Annotated in this window: 19 protein-coding genes; 5 read left to right on the top strand and 14 right to left on the bottom strand. The window is 38.0% G+C overall.

Translation table 11 applies throughout. The features are described 5' to 3' along the window. Nucleotides 1–4: 4 nt before the first annotated feature. Entirely contained in the window at nucleotides 5–895 is an 891-nt protein-coding gene (locus BLR83_RS05135) for a LysR family transcriptional regulator (RefSeq protein WP_074560714.1), read from the bottom strand. A gap of 169 nt (nucleotides 896–1064) precedes the next feature. Between BLR83_RS05135 and BLR83_RS05140 the strand changes: the two genes are divergently transcribed. The 4 genes from BLR83_RS05140 (at nucleotide 1065) to BLR83_RS05155 (ending at nucleotide 3712) form a co-directional block, all read left to right on the top strand. After that, nucleotides 1065–1793: a DUF554 domain-containing protein gene (locus tag BLR83_RS05140; protein ID WP_074560715.1), complete on the top strand. Its 729-nt coding sequence runs from the start codon at nucleotides 1065–1067 to the stop codon at nucleotides 1791–1793. Nucleotides 1794–1966: 173 nt separating this feature from the next. Further along, nucleotides 1967–2395 carry a MarR family winged helix-turn-helix transcriptional regulator gene (locus tag BLR83_RS05145; RefSeq protein WP_074560716.1) on the top strand — a complete coding sequence of 143 codons (429 nt, stop codon included), beginning with the start codon at nucleotides 1967–1969 and terminating at the stop codon, nucleotides 2393–2395. Nucleotides 2396–2519: 124 nt separating this feature from the next. Continuing rightward, nucleotides 2520–2951 (top strand): MarR family winged helix-turn-helix transcriptional regulator, encoded by a 432-nt coding sequence (locus tag BLR83_RS05150; RefSeq protein WP_074560717.1) that lies wholly within the window; start codon nucleotides 2520–2522, stop codon nucleotides 2949–2951. A gap of 83 nt (nucleotides 2952–3034) precedes the next feature. After that, the gene (locus BLR83_RS05155) at nucleotides 3035–3712 is read left to right on the top strand and encodes an NAD(P)H-dependent oxidoreductase (protein WP_074560718.1); all 678 of its coding nucleotides are present in this window, start codon (nucleotides 3035–3037) and stop codon (nucleotides 3710–3712) included. Between the two features lie 37 nt (nucleotides 3713–3749). Here BLR83_RS05155 and BLR83_RS05160 read toward each other — a convergent pair whose 3' ends face one another. Both BLR83_RS05160 and BLR83_RS05165 read right to left on the bottom strand, forming a co-directional pair. After that, entirely contained in the window at nucleotides 3750–5096 is a 1347-nt protein-coding gene (locus BLR83_RS05160) for a dihydrolipoyl dehydrogenase family protein (protein ID WP_074560719.1), read from the bottom strand. A 9-nt stretch (nucleotides 5097–5105) separates the two neighbouring features. Next, entirely contained in the window at nucleotides 5106–5555 is a 450-nt protein-coding gene (locus tag BLR83_RS05165) for a ferritin-like domain-containing protein (protein WP_074560720.1), read from the bottom strand. A 134-nt stretch (nucleotides 5556–5689) separates the two neighbouring features. On the opposite strand from BLR83_RS05165, the gene BLR83_RS05170 reads away from it, so the two are divergent. Continuing rightward, complete coding sequence (locus BLR83_RS05170; RefSeq protein WP_074560721.1) at nucleotides 5690–6130, top strand: MarR family winged helix-turn-helix transcriptional regulator; 441 nt, start codon at nucleotides 5690–5692, stop codon at nucleotides 6128–6130. Between the two features lie 38 nt (nucleotides 6131–6168). Here BLR83_RS05170 and smpB read toward each other — a convergent pair whose 3' ends face one another. From smpB to BLR83_RS05225, 11 genes are all read right to left on the bottom strand, one after another. Next, nucleotides 6169–6636, bottom strand: a complete 468-nt coding sequence (smpB, locus tag BLR83_RS05175; protein ID WP_006532795.1) for an SsrA-binding protein SmpB — start codon at nucleotides 6634–6636, stop codon at nucleotides 6169–6171. Nucleotides 6637–6693: 57 nt separating this feature from the next. Further along, a complete protein-coding gene (gene rnr, locus BLR83_RS05180; protein WP_074560722.1) occupies nucleotides 6694–9039 on the bottom strand; it encodes a ribonuclease R in 2346 nt (781 codons plus the stop codon). A 246-nt stretch (nucleotides 9040–9285) separates the two neighbouring features. Further along, nucleotides 9286–9522, bottom strand: coding sequence for a preprotein translocase subunit SecG (gene secG / locus BLR83_RS05185; RefSeq protein WP_074560723.1), 237 nt, complete (start codon nucleotides 9520–9522; stop codon nucleotides 9286–9288). Nucleotides 9523–9639: 117 nt separating this feature from the next. Further along, the gene (gene rpmG, locus BLR83_RS05190; RefSeq protein WP_074560724.1) at nucleotides 9640–9786 is read right to left on the bottom strand and encodes a 50S ribosomal protein L33; all 147 of its coding nucleotides are present in this window, start codon (nucleotides 9784–9786) and stop codon (nucleotides 9640–9642) included. Beyond that, on the bottom strand, nucleotides 9783–10952 hold the full coding sequence (locus BLR83_RS05195) for a multidrug efflux MFS transporter (RefSeq protein ID WP_074560725.1): 1170 nt from the start codon (nucleotides 10950–10952) through the stop codon (nucleotides 9783–9785). Before BLR83_RS05195 ends, rpmG begins: the two co-directional genes overlap by 4 nt. Nucleotides 10953–11124: 172 nt before the next feature. Further along, nucleotides 11125–11712, bottom strand: coding sequence for a dephospho-CoA kinase (gene coaE / locus BLR83_RS05200; protein WP_074561106.1), 588 nt, complete (start codon nucleotides 11710–11712; stop codon nucleotides 11125–11127). Then, nucleotides 11709–12530, bottom strand: a complete 822-nt coding sequence (mutM, locus tag BLR83_RS05205; RefSeq protein ID WP_074560726.1) for a DNA-formamidopyrimidine glycosylase — start codon at nucleotides 12528–12530, stop codon at nucleotides 11709–11711. Before mutM ends, coaE begins: the two co-directional genes overlap by 4 nt. 196 nt (nucleotides 12531–12726) lie before the next feature. Then, complete coding sequence (era, locus tag BLR83_RS05210; protein ID WP_074560727.1) at nucleotides 12727–13623, bottom strand: GTPase Era; 897 nt, start codon at nucleotides 13621–13623, stop codon at nucleotides 12727–12729. Nucleotides 13624–13677: 54 nt separating this feature from the next. Then, nucleotides 13678–14088 (bottom strand): diacylglycerol kinase family protein, encoded by a 411-nt coding sequence (locus BLR83_RS05215; protein ID WP_039696489.1) that lies wholly within the window; start codon nucleotides 14086–14088, stop codon nucleotides 13678–13680. Next, nucleotides 14069–14566 carry an rRNA maturation RNase YbeY gene (ybeY, locus tag BLR83_RS05220; RefSeq protein ID WP_039696488.1) on the bottom strand — a complete coding sequence of 166 codons (498 nt, stop codon included), beginning with the start codon at nucleotides 14564–14566 and terminating at the stop codon, nucleotides 14069–14071. Before ybeY ends, BLR83_RS05215 begins: the two co-directional genes overlap by 20 nt. A gap of 185 nt (nucleotides 14567–14751) precedes the next feature. Further along, nucleotides 14752–16980: a starch-binding protein gene (locus BLR83_RS05225; RefSeq protein ID WP_074560728.1), complete on the bottom strand. Its 2229-nt coding sequence runs from the start codon at nucleotides 16978–16980 to the stop codon at nucleotides 14752–14754. Between the last annotated feature and the right edge of the window lie 24 nt (nucleotides 16981–17004).

The raw sequence follows: 17004 nt of genomic DNA on the forward strand, positions 1-17004 counted from the left end.
AAACTCAATCCTTTTTTGCATACTTTTCCTGCATTTCCTGCCAAAATTGTTGGACAGCTTCTGATTTATTTGCCTTTAATTTCATCAAAACCATCAGAGACTCTGTCTCAATATCAAGTGGTCGCCACACAATCTGCTTGCCCTCAAAGGGTCTAACCATCTTTTCCATCATGAGAGAAAGCCCTAAATCATTTTCGATAAAATCAATAATTAAATTAATACGATTGCCTTTATAGGTAATCTTGGGATCAAATTGATAAGCGTGACACAGTTCTAGAAGAGGCTGTAATAACTGCGTTTTCTCGCTAAGTTGTAAGAATTTTTCCCCTTCTAACTCCTTAAGGTTAATGCTTTCTTTTCTTGCTAAAGGATGCTGACTTGGCAAAACAACCACCCAACGGTCTTGGTCGATGGTAAGCATTTCAACTTCTTTTGGTAACTTATTGTTAAATTGTCTCGCAAAAATAATATCGCACTTGTGTTTAAGGAGATTATCCAACAAGACATCCGCCTCTTCTTCTTCAACGCTAACCTCAAAATTCGTATGGCGTTTTTTAAAGCCTGCAATTTCAGAAATGATGGCATAAAAAGGCATACTTGGAATACCATGAAGTAAAAGCTTGTGCTCTTTTTCTTCATGTAACTGCGAAAGCTCCATAGTCATCTGTTGGTAACTGTCTAAAATCCGTCTGGCATAAGTTTCAACCATTTGCCCTTCCTTGGTGATTCTGATATGACGACGGCTACGGTCAAATAACTGCACCCCGAGTTCTTTTTCTAAGGCCATGATTTGCTTTGATACATTTCCTTGGCTAATGTACAAGCGCTCAGCAGTTTCAGTATAATTAAGAGTCTCACACAAGGTTAAAAATACTTGCAATTTTTGAAGATTCATCAGCAGCCTCCTTTTTATTCCATTTTAGAATATCTCATCACCAAAAGCAAATTGATTTTTGACTAAATCGTGTTACACTAGTTAATGACCTTATGGTTTCAAGTTAAGTCACTTTGCACAAGTGAGCTTATTTTTTTGTCTTATTTTACTATCAAAAAGGAGGAATTTTATGCCAACTGGTGTCATCATCAATTCATTTGCCATTATTTTTGGCGGAATTCTCGGTGGAATTTTTGGTCATATCTTATCCGAGGATTTTAAAAACCAATTAAATCTTATCTTTGGCGTTTGTTCAATGGGAATGGGGATTTCATCCATTGGGCTCATGAAATACATGCCTGCAGTTATCTTTGCTATCGTTGTTGGAACAGCTATCGGACTTGCCATTAATCTTGGAGGATGGATTAATAAAGGTGGTTCTTTGATGCAAAAGGCTGTTTCAAAAATCTTGCCACAAAAACACAGCCAACTATCAAACGATGAATTTTTAGCAACTTTACTAACTGTTATCGTTCTTTTCTGCGCTAGCGGTACTGGTATCTATGGTAGTCTTGATTCTGGGATGACTGGCGACTCAACTATCCTGATTTCAAAATCAATTCTTGATTTCTTCACCGCAGCTATCTTTGCTTGTAACCTTGGCTTTGTGGTTTCTTTGATTGCTATTCCACAATTTGTCATTTTTACCGCTCTTTTCTTACTTGCGGGAATCATTGTGCCATTAACAACGCCTGATATGATTGCTGATTTCAAAGCCTGTGGTGGTTTCTTGATGGTCGCAACAGGTTTTCGTATGATTCGTGTCAAAATGTTTCCAACCGCTGATATGATTCCAGCAATGGTTCTTGTTATGCCTTTATCTTGGTTCTGGGTCAATGTCATCATGCCATTATTATAGAATCTAATAATTTTAGAAAAATTAGAAAGTGAGTTCCAAATCTTTGGAGCTCATTTTTTAATAAACGCTTTCATATCAACGATAATGAATACACTTTCTTGAGCAAATTATTTGTCATCTTTTTCTTAGTTTGCTAACATATTGTCCATAATTAAAATTAAAAGGAGAATTATATGCCCAATTCTGCCCAAGATCACTTGGACTCTTGTTTCTTTTTTACTGTAAAAAAACTAAATCGAGCACTTGATAGATTAACCGAAAATGCCTTTCAAAAAGTCGGTTTAAATCCATCTTACACTTCTATTCTTCTGATTTTAAGTCATGAAAATGGCAAAATTCAAAAAGACTTGGCTAAAATGCTCTGCATTGCAGCCCCATCTATGACAAGACTTATCGAAAAACTTGTCCACAAAGGATTTGTTAAAGTCGTTTGTGAAGGACGTACTAAACGTGTCTACCTCACAGATAAAGGAAAAGCGATAATTCCAGATATTATCCAAGCTCACATTGAGACACAAGAAGAATTCAATCGTTTGGTCAAAACCGGTTTTTCCGATAATCTTCTTGCTGAACTAAACCAAATTACTAATCAATTACAATAACTTTTTTGAAGACCTTGACTGGACATTGTCGTGGTCTTTTTATATATCAAAAAATGACAGATTTGTCATATTTCTGCAACTGTGTTAAGATAATCACTGTAAACTTTTCATCAAGGAGATCATCATGTCCGATAATATGATTCAAGAGGTATTGGATGGTTGCCTATTCTTTTCGGTCAAAAGATTGGATCGTGCTCTTGATAAATTTACAGAAGCTGCTTTTAAAGAACTTGGAATGTCACATTCTTACGCTTTAGTTCTTTTTATTTTAAACCAAGAAAATGGCAAACGTTACAAAGACTTATCTGACATTCTTTGTATTGCTCCGCCTTCTCTAACAAAAATCATCGATAAACTAGCCCGTAGAGAATTTGTTGCCATTACTCGTGATGGTCGCACCAAACGTGTTTACATTACCGACAAAGGTAGAGAATTTATCCCTATCATAGGGGAAGTCTTTCATAAAACTCGATTAGAGTTCATGAGATTGTCTCAACCTTGCGATTTTAACAATCTAATTGACCAAATTAATCATCTTACAAAACAATTAAAATAAGAGCTTCGGCTCTTTTTCTATGCCTGAAAACTGGCTAAAACGATTTGAAAATGCTATGATAGAAAGAAAACTAGGAGGCTAGCATGAGTAAAGAAGCTATCAAAAAACAAGTTCTCGATGCCTTTGACCATCGAGTTGCCGTCCGTGTCTACAATGACCAAGACATTTCACGCGATGATATGGAATACATCCTTGATACAGCTTGGTTAAGCCCTTCTTCAATTGGTTTAGAGGCTTGGCGTTTTGTGGTTCTTAATCGTGAGCAAATCGCTAAACTTCGTGATGAACTTAAGGCAGTTGCTTGGGGAGCACAATCTCAACTTGATACGGCCAGTCATTTTGTTCTGCTACTTGCGGAAAAAAATGCTCGCTATGATTCTGACTCTGTCAAAGATAGCCTCGTTCGACGTGGTCTCGGTGAAGGTGATGCTCTAAACAGCCGTTTAGCTACTTACGAATCATTCCAAAAAAATGATATGAAAACTGCTGATAATCCACGCGCCCTCTTTGATTGGACCGCTAAACAAACCTATATTGCTCTTGGAAATATGATGACATCAGCCAGCATGATTGGTATTGATTCTTGCCCGATCGAAGGCTTTAACTATGACAAAGTCAATGCTATTCTTGCCAAAGCTGGTATTATTAATCCTGATAAAGAGGGTATTGCAAGTATGGTATCATTTGGTTATCGACTACGCGATCCAAAACACCCACGCTCACGTAAACCTAAAAATGAAGTCATTACTTGGCTCGAATAAATAGATAAAGCTTGAACATCCGTTCAAGCTTTTTTGCTTACATTAATGCCATTTTTACTGCGCTAAGTAATCCACTAGTTGTACCTGGAAATGCAAAAATCATTTGACTAAGGTCACGTGCTGTGACTTTTTGATTAGTCATCAATGTCAAAAGATTGATCATCTCACCAGCTTCATTACCTAAAAGGCTAGCGCCGACCAATTCTTTATTCTGATTAACAATCAGTGTCACATGCGCTTCATCTTCCAATTTTGTCTGGAATTTCAATTGTTGTCCAAATGGAATCTCAACAATGCGGTAAGCATCATTCTCACGAGCCTCAGCAACACTCACCCCAACTTGTGCAATGCGAGGGAAAGTATAAACAAGATTTGGAATAGCTGGATACTGAATTGCTTCTTGATTTACTCCAAGAATGTAAGCTGCAATATAATCTGATTCAAAACTTGCTGTCGGTGTCAAACGTGGGATTGTTTTATCAATGACATCCCCGCTGGCAAAAATATTTGGCACAGAAGTTTGCAGGTGATCATTAACAACGATTCCTGAACGATTGTAGGCAATGCCAAGTTCATCAAGACCAAGATTTTCAACATTTGGAATACGTCCTGTTGCATCAAGAACGTAATCAGTCTCTAATTCCAAACCTTGCGCCGTTGTGACACGTAAACCAGCGTCAGTTTCTTCAACTGCTTGAACTGCTTGGTTGAAATGGAAATGAATACCTTCTGCTGTCATTTTAGCTACCACACTATCAACATAATTTTCTTGATAAGCCGCTAAAGCTCTGTCGGCGTATTCAATAACATGCACTTCAGAACCAAGTTTAGCAGCCATGGTAGCAAATTCCATAGAAATGATTCCTGCACCGATAAAAGTGATGCGTTTTGGCATTTCATCTAAATCAAGGAAATCACGGCTATCATGAAGATATTCTTGTCCTTTAATAGCCAAACGTGCTGGACGTTGACCAGTTCCAAGAACGATATACTCAGCGCTGACTTTGTCCTCATCCACACTGACCGTGTGAGCGTCAACTAATTTTCCATAACCTTTTAGCAAATCAATCTGCATTTGCGCAAACATACCTTCCATAAGAGGAGCGTAAGTCGGAATTTCAGATTTTTTATAAGCCATAAGCTCTTGCCAGTTAACCTTAGTATTTCCAGTAATGCCAGCTTTTTCATAACGTGAAAGACCATCGATAAACTCAAATGGACTGTCTAATAAAAATTTGGCATTACAGCCATAATTAGTACAAGTACCAGCAGTAACGTCTTTTTCAACAATGGCAACCTTTTTGCCGACTTGAGACAAAGTCACTGCTGCATGCCAATTAGCATGTCCTGAGCCAATAAAAATCACATCATAATCGTAAGTCATGTTTTCTCCTTAAAGCTGTTGTGTTAACCAGTTTTGGTAACCAACAGTATCAATTAAATCTAGTTGTTGTTGTGTCCACTGCAAATCATCATCTTCATCTTTATAATAATCTTTTAACAAATCGTAAGTCACCAAATCATTAGATGCAGCACCAACCAATGGCAATAATTCTTTCAATCCTTCTTTTGAAACTTCCAAATCATGTCTTAGCCATTCCAAAGGACTAGCTGGCACTCCAAAGCTGACTTGATTTTGATAGCAAATTTTACCTCCCAAATCTAAAATACGATTAAAGAGTTTTTGTGAAAAGTCACGTTCTTCCAAAGCGTGGCTTTTGTATTTGTCACCAAGTTTTGAAAATCCTTGTGCCTCAAAGTTCAAAGCGACAAGATCATGAATATTTGCTTGATTTAAAATTTTATTTCCGATTTTTTGTAATAATTCGATTGTATTTTCCATAATTTCAACCTCTTTTTATAATCAGTCGCGCGCGATTGATTATAGTTTACTACTCCATTTTCAAGTTGTCAACTTTTACATTTATTTTTTTCTATGTTATGATAAGAGCAAGTAAACACAAAGAAAGGGACGTTATGCCAGAACAACATCCTACTTTAACTAATCAACTATGTTTTGCGATTTATAATGCTAATAGGGTTTTCAACCAATTTTATAAACAAAAACTAGCCAAATTTGATTTAACCTATACGCAATATATTGTTCTCTTAGCACTTTGGGAAACTGACAATCTTGCTTTGCGTGAATTAGGAAAGCAGTTAGATCTTGCTAGCAATACGCTAACACCCCTTCTCAAGCGTTTAGAAGACAAAGGCTATCTAACACGCATTCGTCCTAAAGAAGACCATCGTCAGCTGATTATTGCCCTTACAGAAGCTGGTAAAGCCCTTCAAGCTGATGTTGAACAGGAATTGCACACCTGTGTAGGAGAATTCACTCCTGCTTTACAGGGAAAAATTGAAGAAATGATTGAAGACAATCACATCTTGATTGAAGAATTGAAAAAAATGCTTTAAAAAAGAGTTTGGATTAAATCCAAACTCCTTTTGTTTTATTATCTTGCGTTGAAATTTTTCATTTGACGTTTGATGTCACGGTCTTGCTCGCGTCGCTTGATTGTCTCACGTTTATCGTAATCGTGTTTCCCTTTAGCCACTCCAAGTAAAACCTTAGCAAAACCATTTTTCAAATAAACTTTAAGAGGAATAAGAGTCATTCCTGTTCCTTTTAAGTCATTTGATAATTTTTCAATTTCACGTTTTTTAAGCAATAATTTACGTGTACGCTCAGGCTCTTGGTTCCAGATATTTCCTTGTTCAAAAGGAGAAATGTGGACATTAATCAACCAAGCTTCGCCATTTTTTATTTGAGCGTAACCGTCTTTTAGCTGAATACGTGCAGCACGAACACTCTTGATTTCAGTTCCTGTCAAGACGATTCCAGCTTCAATGGTATCAACTATATTATAGTCATGACGTGCCTTTTTATTTTGGGCAACGACATTTCCTTCACCTTTTGGCATATTAAGCTACCTCTCTTGTGTCAAAATTTTTGGCTTAGCAATGAGGCTTGTCACCTTTTATTTTTTAGCTTTGCGAGTTTTTTTCTTAGCTACTTCTTTGTAGAAAGGTTTCTTGCCTGATTTTTTAGAAGATGATTTTGACGATTTATGATTACGTTGTTTATTTGATTTGTGATCTTTTTTATGGTCTTTGTGATTGTCAGATTTTGGACGACGTTTGTCTTTTCCAGAACGGTCTTTACGTGATTTCTTCACTTTTTCAATCACATCATAATCACTTGGAATGTATTCAAAGTCAATATCACCAGTTTCTTTGTCGGCACGTGTCAATTTAATCTTGATTTGTTGACCAACGCGGAAGACTTTACCTGATTTTTCACCTTGAAGGGTCAAAGTACGTTCGTTGTAATTATAGAATTCTGGTAAGGTTGTGATGTGAACAAGACCTTCAATGGTATTTGGCAATTCGATAAACATACCAAATTTCACGACGCTAGCCACCACACCATCAAATTCTTGTCCAACGTATTCTTCCATGTATTCAGCTTTTTTCATCGCTTCAACCACACGTTCGGCATCAATCGCACGACGTTCTAGAGTTGAAGATGATGTTGCCAATTCTGGAATCACATTTCTGAAGTGTTCAATCTTCTCATCTGTCACTTGTGTGTATTCACGAATCATGCGGTGAACAAGAAGGTCAGGGTAACGACGGATTGGACTTGTAAAGTGTGTGTAGTACTCAGCAGCCAAGCCATAGTGCCCATGATTGTGCTCAGAATAACGTGCTTGTTGCATTGAACGAAGAAGCATCATATTCAAAACTTCAGCACCTGGTTTTCCTTCAACTTTTGCCATGAAATCTTGAAGAGCTTGTTGGCTAATTTTGTTAGCTGTCCCGTGAATTTGCACTCCAAAAATGCTTGCGTAATCAAGGAATTTTTGTAATTTTTCAGCTTTAGGATCTTCGTGGATACGGTAGATAAATGGCAATTTGCGTTTTGCAAAGTGTTCTGCCACTGTTTCGTTAGCTGCCAGCATGAAGGATTCAATCATGCGCTCTGCAATTCCACGCTCACGAATCACGATGTCAACTGGCATCCCTTTGTCATTGACAATGATTTTAGCATCGCTAGTATCAAAATTAAGTGCCCCACGACGCACGCGCATCTTCTCTAAGATATTGTGAAGGGCAGCCATGTGGTGAATTGACTCAACGATTGGTTGGTATTTTTCAATTAACTCTTCATCACCAGCAATGATGTCGTTGACATCACTATAAGTCATACGGAAAGTTGTTTTAATGACTGATTGACAGATTTGGTGATTCACCACGTGACCATTACGGTCAATTTCCATCAAACATGATTGTGTTAAACGGTCCACATTCGGATTCAACGAACAGATACCATTTGACAAACGTTCTGGCAACATTGGCACCACACGGTCAGTTACATACACAGATGTCCCGCGGGCTACTGCTTCACGGTTAAGGGCAGATCCTTCTGTGACATAGTAAGACACGTCAGCGATGTGAACACCTAACTCAAAGTTACCATTATCTAAAAGTTTGATATGAACCGCATCATCCAAGTCTTTAGCATCAGCACCATCAATGGTAAATGTGATTTCATTACGTAAATCAACACGACCAATCAAATCTTTTTCAGATGGCGCATCTGGAACAGCATTAGCTTCAGCCATAACGTCTTCTGGAAATTCTGATTTGATGTCCATTGATTCAAGGACTTCAAGAACATCAATTCCGACATCACCTTGGTGACCAACGATATCACGAACATGACCGACAAAGTAATCATGACCACGCGTTGGGTATTTATCGATATCAACCTTGATGATTTCAGTTCCATCTAAAACTACAGGTTCTTTTTTGATGTAGATTTTTTGTTGGATTTTTTGGTTTTTAGACTTGATGTAACCAGCGTATTTTGGTTTTTCATCGTCTAGGATAAATTTCCCAACGACAGTTTTTAAACTGCGTTCAACGATTCCGACAATGCGGACTTCAGCGGCTGTTCCTTTAAGACGGTTAGCAGGTTTCTTAATCACAGCTTCAACCGTGTCACCATCGACAGCATGACCAACGTCATTTCGCCCAACAAACATATCGTCTTCGTCTTCATCGACAGACAAGAAACCAAAACCAGCTTTGTTAGCACGAAAGACTCCAGTGACCGTAATTTCTTTTTTCTTCTCTACTTTTTTACGAAGAGCAAGGCTACCGCTATCATCAAAACGGAGTTCACCCTGACTTTCTAACTGTGAAATTTCTTTAACAAGCAATGGAAATTTTTCAGCACCAGTCATATCCAAACCAGCTGCCAAATCGTTAATATTAACTTTTCCATGCTCTTTTAAATAAGCAATAATATTTTCATTCATAATTGTGATTATTAGCAAGACCGATTCGCAAAAAAAGCCCCGCTATCTTCTATCCTCTCGTTTTCTAGCTTGATGGAAGTTGTGAAAAGTCACTGAATTTCAAATTCCAATCCGCTATTGGACAGACTCCTCACTACTTACTTAATAATAAAAAATGAGCTGAATGACCAGCTCATGAATTTTCGTACAAAATTCAAGATGCGCAGCCAACGTAAGCTAAGATGCAGCTTTGTCGTCAGTTGCTATCTATTTACTTGATAAGATTGCTAGCGCTAAAGCAATTGCTAGCCAAAAGAAAACTAGAACTGCTGTAAAACGTTGCATAAACGCTTCGAAGCCACGCGCTTTAGTACGTTCAAATAAAGCTTCTGAACCGCTGTTATCAAATACGTTGCTACTTGGATTTTTCTGTGGTTGCATAAAAATGGCAATCACGATAATAACAGATAATACCAGCAAAATTGTCAGTAGTACATTGTACATATGTTTCACTAAGAACGCGTCAGAAGCTTAACTCTGGGAAAAAATCCGCTACTTTTTGCTTCTGGGTTCTATTTCCTTTCCTACACTATGGTCTTAATTATTCTATCATAAATATCCCTACGATTCAATATGTAGGGTTACTTTTCGCTCTTTGGGACAGTATTTAGGAACCTGAATTTTGTCAGGATGAGTTGCTTTATTTTTACTTGTTAAATAATTCTTGCTGCCGCAACTACTGCATTTCAAATTAATCTTTACTCTCACACGATTTCCTTAACTTTTAAATATTTTCTAAAACTGATAAGGCTCCATACAAAGTTTACAAAGACGATAAGACTTGTCACGTAGAACACTGAACGGTATCCCATTCCTGTCGCGATAGCTGAGCCAACAAACGGTCCAACGACTTGTCCGATATTCATAAACATTTGATTATAGCTGAAAATACGTGAAATTCCTTCTCTTGGCGTGATTTTAGTCAGTAGTGAGTTAACACTTGGCATCAGCGCACCTGTACCAAAACCATACAAGAAGCGCACAATTCCGAGTTCAAGTGAATTTCTTGCAAGGGCACACAAGACGTACATACTAAAGCTATAAAATAGAGCTATCAAAAGTAGTCTATGATTACCTATTTTATCACCAATTTTACCAAGAGTCGAGCTCGATAACATACTTGAAAAACCAAGAGCAGACACAATCAGACCAGATACAAACATGAGATTTTCAGTTTGTCCAAGATTACGAATGTATAAGGTCAAAATTGGGGCAATAGATTGTGCTGAAATTTGGATAATCATACTTGTCACAAAAAGCCCGATTAGAATTTGCTTGTCCTTAATTGATGAAAAGAGTTCGCGAGTTGACATGGCATTGGCCTTAGCCACAGGTTTGAAATCTTCTTTAATCAAAAAGACTGTCAGCAAATTACAGATTAACAAAATAAAACCGACCAGTAAAAAGACTTGTCGAATGCCTAACCATTCAGCTAACACTCCTCCAAGTAAGGGACCAATTAGGCTCCCGCCAATCATACCAGTTGCTAGCGTTCCAAGTGCATAACCTGAACGATTTTTAGGAGCTTGACTGGCAATCAAGGCTGTTGAGTTAGGAATGTATCCTGAAAAGAGACCATTTAATAGCCTCAGTGCTAAAAGCCAAAAGACATTAGGAACAAAAGCCAAGCCACCCATTGTAAAGGTCATGACCAAGCTTGCCCTAACCATCATCGGTTTACGGCCATATCGGTCAGCGAGCCGCCCCCACACCGGAGCAATCAAAGCAGAGGCTAAAGCTGATAAAGATACCGCTAGACCAGCGTACCATTCAACTTTATTTTTGGGAGCGCCTAGTTCTTCTACATACAAAGCCATAAATGGCATAACAAGCGAAAAGCTTGCCCCAGTAAAAAAGTTACCAAGCCAAGCCACTCGTAAATTTTGTTTCCAATTAACTTCGTTACTTATGATTGTTCACCTTCTTTTCAAAAAAACGTCAATTGCTATTATAGCACATTCCAAAAGAATTACTAAAAACTTGCTACGCAAAACGTTTTCCTGAAAAATATGCAGAAAAGCAGACGATTTTCTAATCAATCATCGCCTATAATTCTTGTAAAAGCTGAGCAATTTGTACTTTTAATTCAGAAAGGTCACCACTGTTATCCAGCAATTTGTCAGCATAAGGCTTTTTAGCTTCCGTCGACATTTGGCTAGCTATACGCTTCTTAGCTTCTTCTTTTGAAAAATGATTGCGCAGCACCAGACGTTCCAGTTGTGTTTTCTCATCAAGATGAACCAACCAAATATCATCAAACCAATCCATGTAATCATGTTCAATCAAAAGCGGAATATCCATGAAAAAGACTTCCTGAGTTTTCGCAAGCTCATCTCGCCTTCTAGCCAATTCTTCTCGAATGATACCATTTTGCAGACGCGACGACTTTTCTAGCATATCTTTGCTTGAAAAAATCAACTGACCTAATTTTTTACGATCGAGTTCACCATTTTCTTGAAGAATGTCAGTACCAAGCCAGCTGCAAAGGGCTTGATAAAGTTTTCCTCCTTTAGCCTGAAGTTCGTGAACCACCTGGTCAGCATCAATCACTTGATAACCATGCTTTCTGATTTCAGCAACAACGGTTGACTTGCCAGAAGCAATACCTCCTGTTATTCCAATTATTTTCGTCATCGTTTTTGACAAGCAGGACAAAGATGCGTCCCGCGACCTCCTACTTTTATTTTTTCAATTGGTGTGGCGCAGCGTGGGCAAGGCTCATCTGTCTTTCCATAAACTTGCAAGTAGTCTTGCATGCTGCCATTTTCACCAAGCGCATTTTGGTAAGTTCTGATAGTTGAACCGCCTTTTTCAATGCCAAGTTGTAAAATACGGATAATCTCATCGTGAAGCAAGTTGATTTCATCTTTTTGAAGACTATCAGCCTGATGTTCAGGATGAATTTTAGCTGCCCAGAGAACCTCATCCACGTAGATATTTCCAAGACCAGCCACCAAAGTCTGGTCTAAAAGATAAGGCTTTATGAGTTTTTTAGAATCAGACAACTTTCTAGCAAATTCTGCCACATCAAAGTCTTCCTTGGTTGGCTCAGGACCTAGTTTTCTTTTTTGAAAATAAGCTGCAACCTGACTTTTAGCCATTAACTCCATCGTGCCAAATTTTCGGACATCTTGATAAACCAAAGTCGACCCATTGTCCAAACCAAAAAAGATATGAAAATGTTTGTTTTCTGGAACGTAATCCTCAAACAGCAGATATTTTCCTTCCATTCTCAGATGAGAAATAATTACTTGATCATCTAAATTCAACAACAAATATTTCCCACGTCTACCAATCGACTGAAAGGTTTGACCAAGTAAATCAAACTCAAAAGCACTTAAATCCGTTTTAACCATTTTCGGTACACGAACATCAACCGACACAATTTTTCGCCCAACAATCAAACGCTCAAGACCACGACGAACAGTCTCAACCTCAGGTAATTCCGGCATCTTTCTGATACAAAGGACGTAAAAGGCAAAGTAAAATTAGGAGGTCATCAGAAATCCTGATTTCTGAAATGACCTATCTATTTTACACAGCCTTTCGTCCGTGTTCAAAGCAACACGAACATGTCCTGCTCCTTTCTAAATATTATTTGAAAAGAGGAGGTGCTCATCAACAAACACCTCCTAATTAAATGACCTATTAATATTCTTTCTCGTTGTAACCAAAGTCAGCGAGATCAAGTTTTTTATCACGCCAGTTTTTCTTAACTTTAACCCAAGTTTCAAGGTAAACCTTGTCACCAAGCATGATTTCGATATCACGGCGAGCCATTTTACCAATTTTCTTAAGCATAGCACCTTTTTTACCGATGATAATACCTTTTTGACTGTCACGTTCAACCATGATTGTTGCACGAATGTGAACCTTGTCTGTCTCTGGGTCACGTTTCATTGAATCAACGATAACCGCAACAGAGTGAGGCACTTCTTGTTCTGTCAACTTCAAGATTTTTTCACGAATCATTTCTGACACCAAGAAACGTTCTGGGTGGTCAGTGATTTGATCTTCAGGGAAATATTGGAAACCTTCTTCCAAGTTATCTTTCAAGATATTAAGAAGTGTTTCAACGTTATTTCCTTGAAGAGCTGAAATTGGCACAATTTCTTTGAAATCCATTTGGCTGCGGAAATCATCAATTTGTTCCAACAATTGGTCTGGGTGCACTTTATCGATTTTATTGATCACTAAAATGACTGGAATGTTAGCTGCTTTCAAACGTTCGATAATCATATCGTCACCTTTACCACGTTTTTCGTCAGCTGGTACCATGAAAAGAACAGTTTCAACTTCACGAAGTGTGCTGTAAGCTGACTCAACCATGAAATCACCTAGTGCTGTTTTGGGTTTGTGAATTCCTGGTGTATCGATAAAGACGATTTGTTCAGTATCTGTTGTATAGATACCCATGATTTTGTTACGAGTTGTTTGAGCTTTGTCGCTCATGATAGCAATTTTTTGCCCCATAACGTGGTTCAAGAATGTTGATTTACCAACATTTGGGCGACCTAAAATCGCTACAAAACCTGATTTAAACATAAGATATAAAGGACGTCAAACGTCCCTACTCCTTTCATTATTTGCAAAAATATTTTATCGATTGCCAAAAATCAAGGCAATAATTTTCGGTACAAAAATAATCAATCCTGTAATCACGGCATAGGTTGATACCACCAGCACCGCTCCTGCTGCCATATCCTTGGCATTTTTTGCTAGCATTGAAAAATGATAATCACTAGCCAAGTCAACCACATTTTCAAGCGCAGAATTGACCATTTCTAAAGTGATGACTAAAAAGATGGCTAAAAATAAGAATAACCATTCAATCGCAGATATACGAAAAACAGCTCCTGCTGCAGTTGCTAAAATAGCTGACACCATGTGTTTACGCATATTTCTTTCTTCCTTGAAGGCTGTAACTATTCCAGTGATGGCAAACTCCATACTAGATACCAAGGTGCGATTTTTCCACTTTTTAGGGGAATTATTGTCTCTTAAGTCCATAGGCAGTTAAAATTTCTTCCTGTAAAGTAAACATTTCTTTTTCTTCTTCTGGGGTATAATGGTCGTAACCATTGATGTGTAGGAAACCATGCACCGCTAAGAATCCCATTTCACGTTCAAAAGAGTGACCGTACTCTTCCGCTTGTTCACGCGCTTTATCAACTGAAATAAAGAGCTCACCGATATAAGCATCGAATTCGTCTAGCATTTCAGCTAGCTCAGGATTTTCAGCTAAATCTTCTTCTGAGAAAGTCAAATCTGATTCTGGTTTGTACTCTAAGCTGATAACATCCGTTGGACGGTCTGTGTCACGGTATTCTAAGTTCAATTCATGGCTGCGCTCATTAGTCACGAAAGTCACTGCCATTTCTTTATTTTCTTTACCAGTCTTTTCAGCAGCAAATTGTAATAAATCCAAAGTTTGGTTTTTAATTTCTTCTGAAACTTGACCAGTTTCATCTATCATTTCAACGTACATATCTATCTTCTTTCAAAACTAATTATATCAAGGATATTATACCATATTAAGGATAACAGCGCCATTTTAGGCACTAAGAAACTTTTTAGTACCATTTAATCATAAAAAAAGAAGTAGCCTGAGGAAAGCTACTTCTTTCTGGGAAAAGGAGTCAGAATTGTGTTAAAAAGTTAGTTAATGACCGACTATTTTAGACCATCTTTATTGTAGTTACCAGATTTCACAAGGTCGAATCCGACGCTGTAAGGGAATTGGTTGCTAGTACCTGGTTGGTTGAAGATGATTTTGGCGTTTACAGTAGCGTATTCTTCTGGGAGATCAAGGTAGAAGTTACCAGCATCATCTTTTGTCATTTGTGTTCCAGGCCATGCACCAAGAGGGTATTGAACTGGGTTACCGTAGTAAACATAAGCATTGGCATTATCCCAACCGCCAGGGTTATCAAATGTCACACGTGTTTTACCAGCAGGAACATCTGGAACTAAGCCAGCTTTAGAATAAACACCTTCAGCTTTGAAATCAAATCCTTCTTTTTGAGGGAATTGAGAACCTTGGTTGTTTGTAAAGATGACTTTCACACCTTCTTCAGCATATGATGCAGGAACTGAGATAGTGTAGCGACCTGTTGAGTCTTTTGTCATCTTAGTTCCAGGCCATGCACCTAGAAGTTTAGTGTCTTTAGCTGAGTACATGTAAGCATAGACATCTGACCAGTTATCTGGATTTTGGAAGTAAATGCTTGTTTCAGCGCTAGGATCTTTCATTGTGAATGTATAAGTTTTAGTGATTGCTTGACCATCGGCACCTGTTGCAGTCACAGTTACTGTTGTTGATTGACCAGCTTCAAGCCCTTCACCAACAGTGATTTTATCACCATCTTGGAAAGCTACTTCTTGACCATTATCAACTTTATAAGTAGCTGATTCAGCATTTTTAGCTTTCAATGTCACTTCTGTAGCTGCAGAAATGCTGTTGTCACCTTCTTTGTAACCGTCAATTGAAACTTGTGCTGTTTCATCTGGTTTAGCATCATACAAAACAACCGCTGAGCGAGATGAGACGCTACCAGTAATATGACCATTTGAAACATTAAATTGACGTCCAGAAACTTGGTCTGTGTAAGTACCGTCAGCCATTGTTGTTTCTGAATTCAATTGTTTATCACCATTTCCGAGGTTAACAATAACAGCACCTTTCTTACCACGTTCAATCATAGCCACTTGTTCGTCGCCATTAGGGTTGCGAATGTATTCTGATTCACCAACCATGGCATTGTGGAATTTGTTCACCGCTTTGACTGTTGGGTCTTTGTAAAGGTCGCTACCAGCATCACCAATTTGTGATTGACCAGGGAAGCGAGTGTTATTTCCTCCACCTACTGGACGTGAGAAGAACAATGGTGTACCTTTAGCACGCGCTGTGATCATTGACCAACCAAGACGAATATCATCATCACTCATCCATGTTGAAACTTGATCATCATTAGCATAAGTATCATGAGATTCAACCCAAGTAACAAGATTTGCTGGATCAACACCTTGCGCTTGATAATTCATCAAATTACCCGCAGCAGCGCGACGGTCTTTCAAGTCGTTACGAATTTGATTACCATAATTTGATGCTGTAACGCTCATCAATTTAGAATAATCAGCTTCGTGTGAAATGCTATCTTGAAGAACTTCACCATATTGGAACTCAGATCCATTATTCAAAATAACATTCCAGAAATTACTACCATATTCACCTGGTAGTTCAATGTGTTTTGCAGTATCGTAACGGAAGCCATCAGCACCGTCAGCAACTGCTTGTTTCAAGAATTTCAAGAGATATTGTTGGATTTGTGGATTTTGAGTATTCAAATCATACAAACCTAGAAGAGCATTTTGTGTCACATCATAACGATCATTCCAGTTTTTAATCTCTTTGTTACCATGTGTCCAATTTGGAATACTTTTAATTTCTTGACTGATTTGGTTGTAGTCAGATGTTGTGTGGTTAAGGACAGCATCAACAATGATTTTAATACCATATTGATCAGCCACACGGTTCATTTCTTTAAATTCTTCTTCTGTACCTAATTGGTAGTTACCAATCGTATGTAGTGTTGGTTGGTATTGATAGTACCAATTTTTCAAGCTCTTATTACCGCCGTCACCAACGACAACTTGGTTAATTGGCGATGTTTGAACACTAGTATAACCAGCGTCCTTAATGGCTTGCATATTATCTTTAATAGTATTGAAAGACCAGCACCATGCGTGAAGCACTGTTCCTTCTTTCATTGAGACTTGTTCATCAGCCTTAACAGCATTAGCTTGTGCAAAAATTCCAGCGCTGACTGCTGTCAAAACTAAAAGAGAGCCTAAACCTTTTTTCATTTTCTTTTTCATATTTACTTTATTACGAAGTGACATAAATAATCTCCTATAAAGATAAGT

The sequence above is a fragment of the Streptococcus equinus genome, from assembly GCF_900101445.1.
Taxonomy (GTDB): Bacteria; Bacillota; Bacilli; order Lactobacillales; family Streptococcaceae; genus Streptococcus; species Streptococcus equinus_B.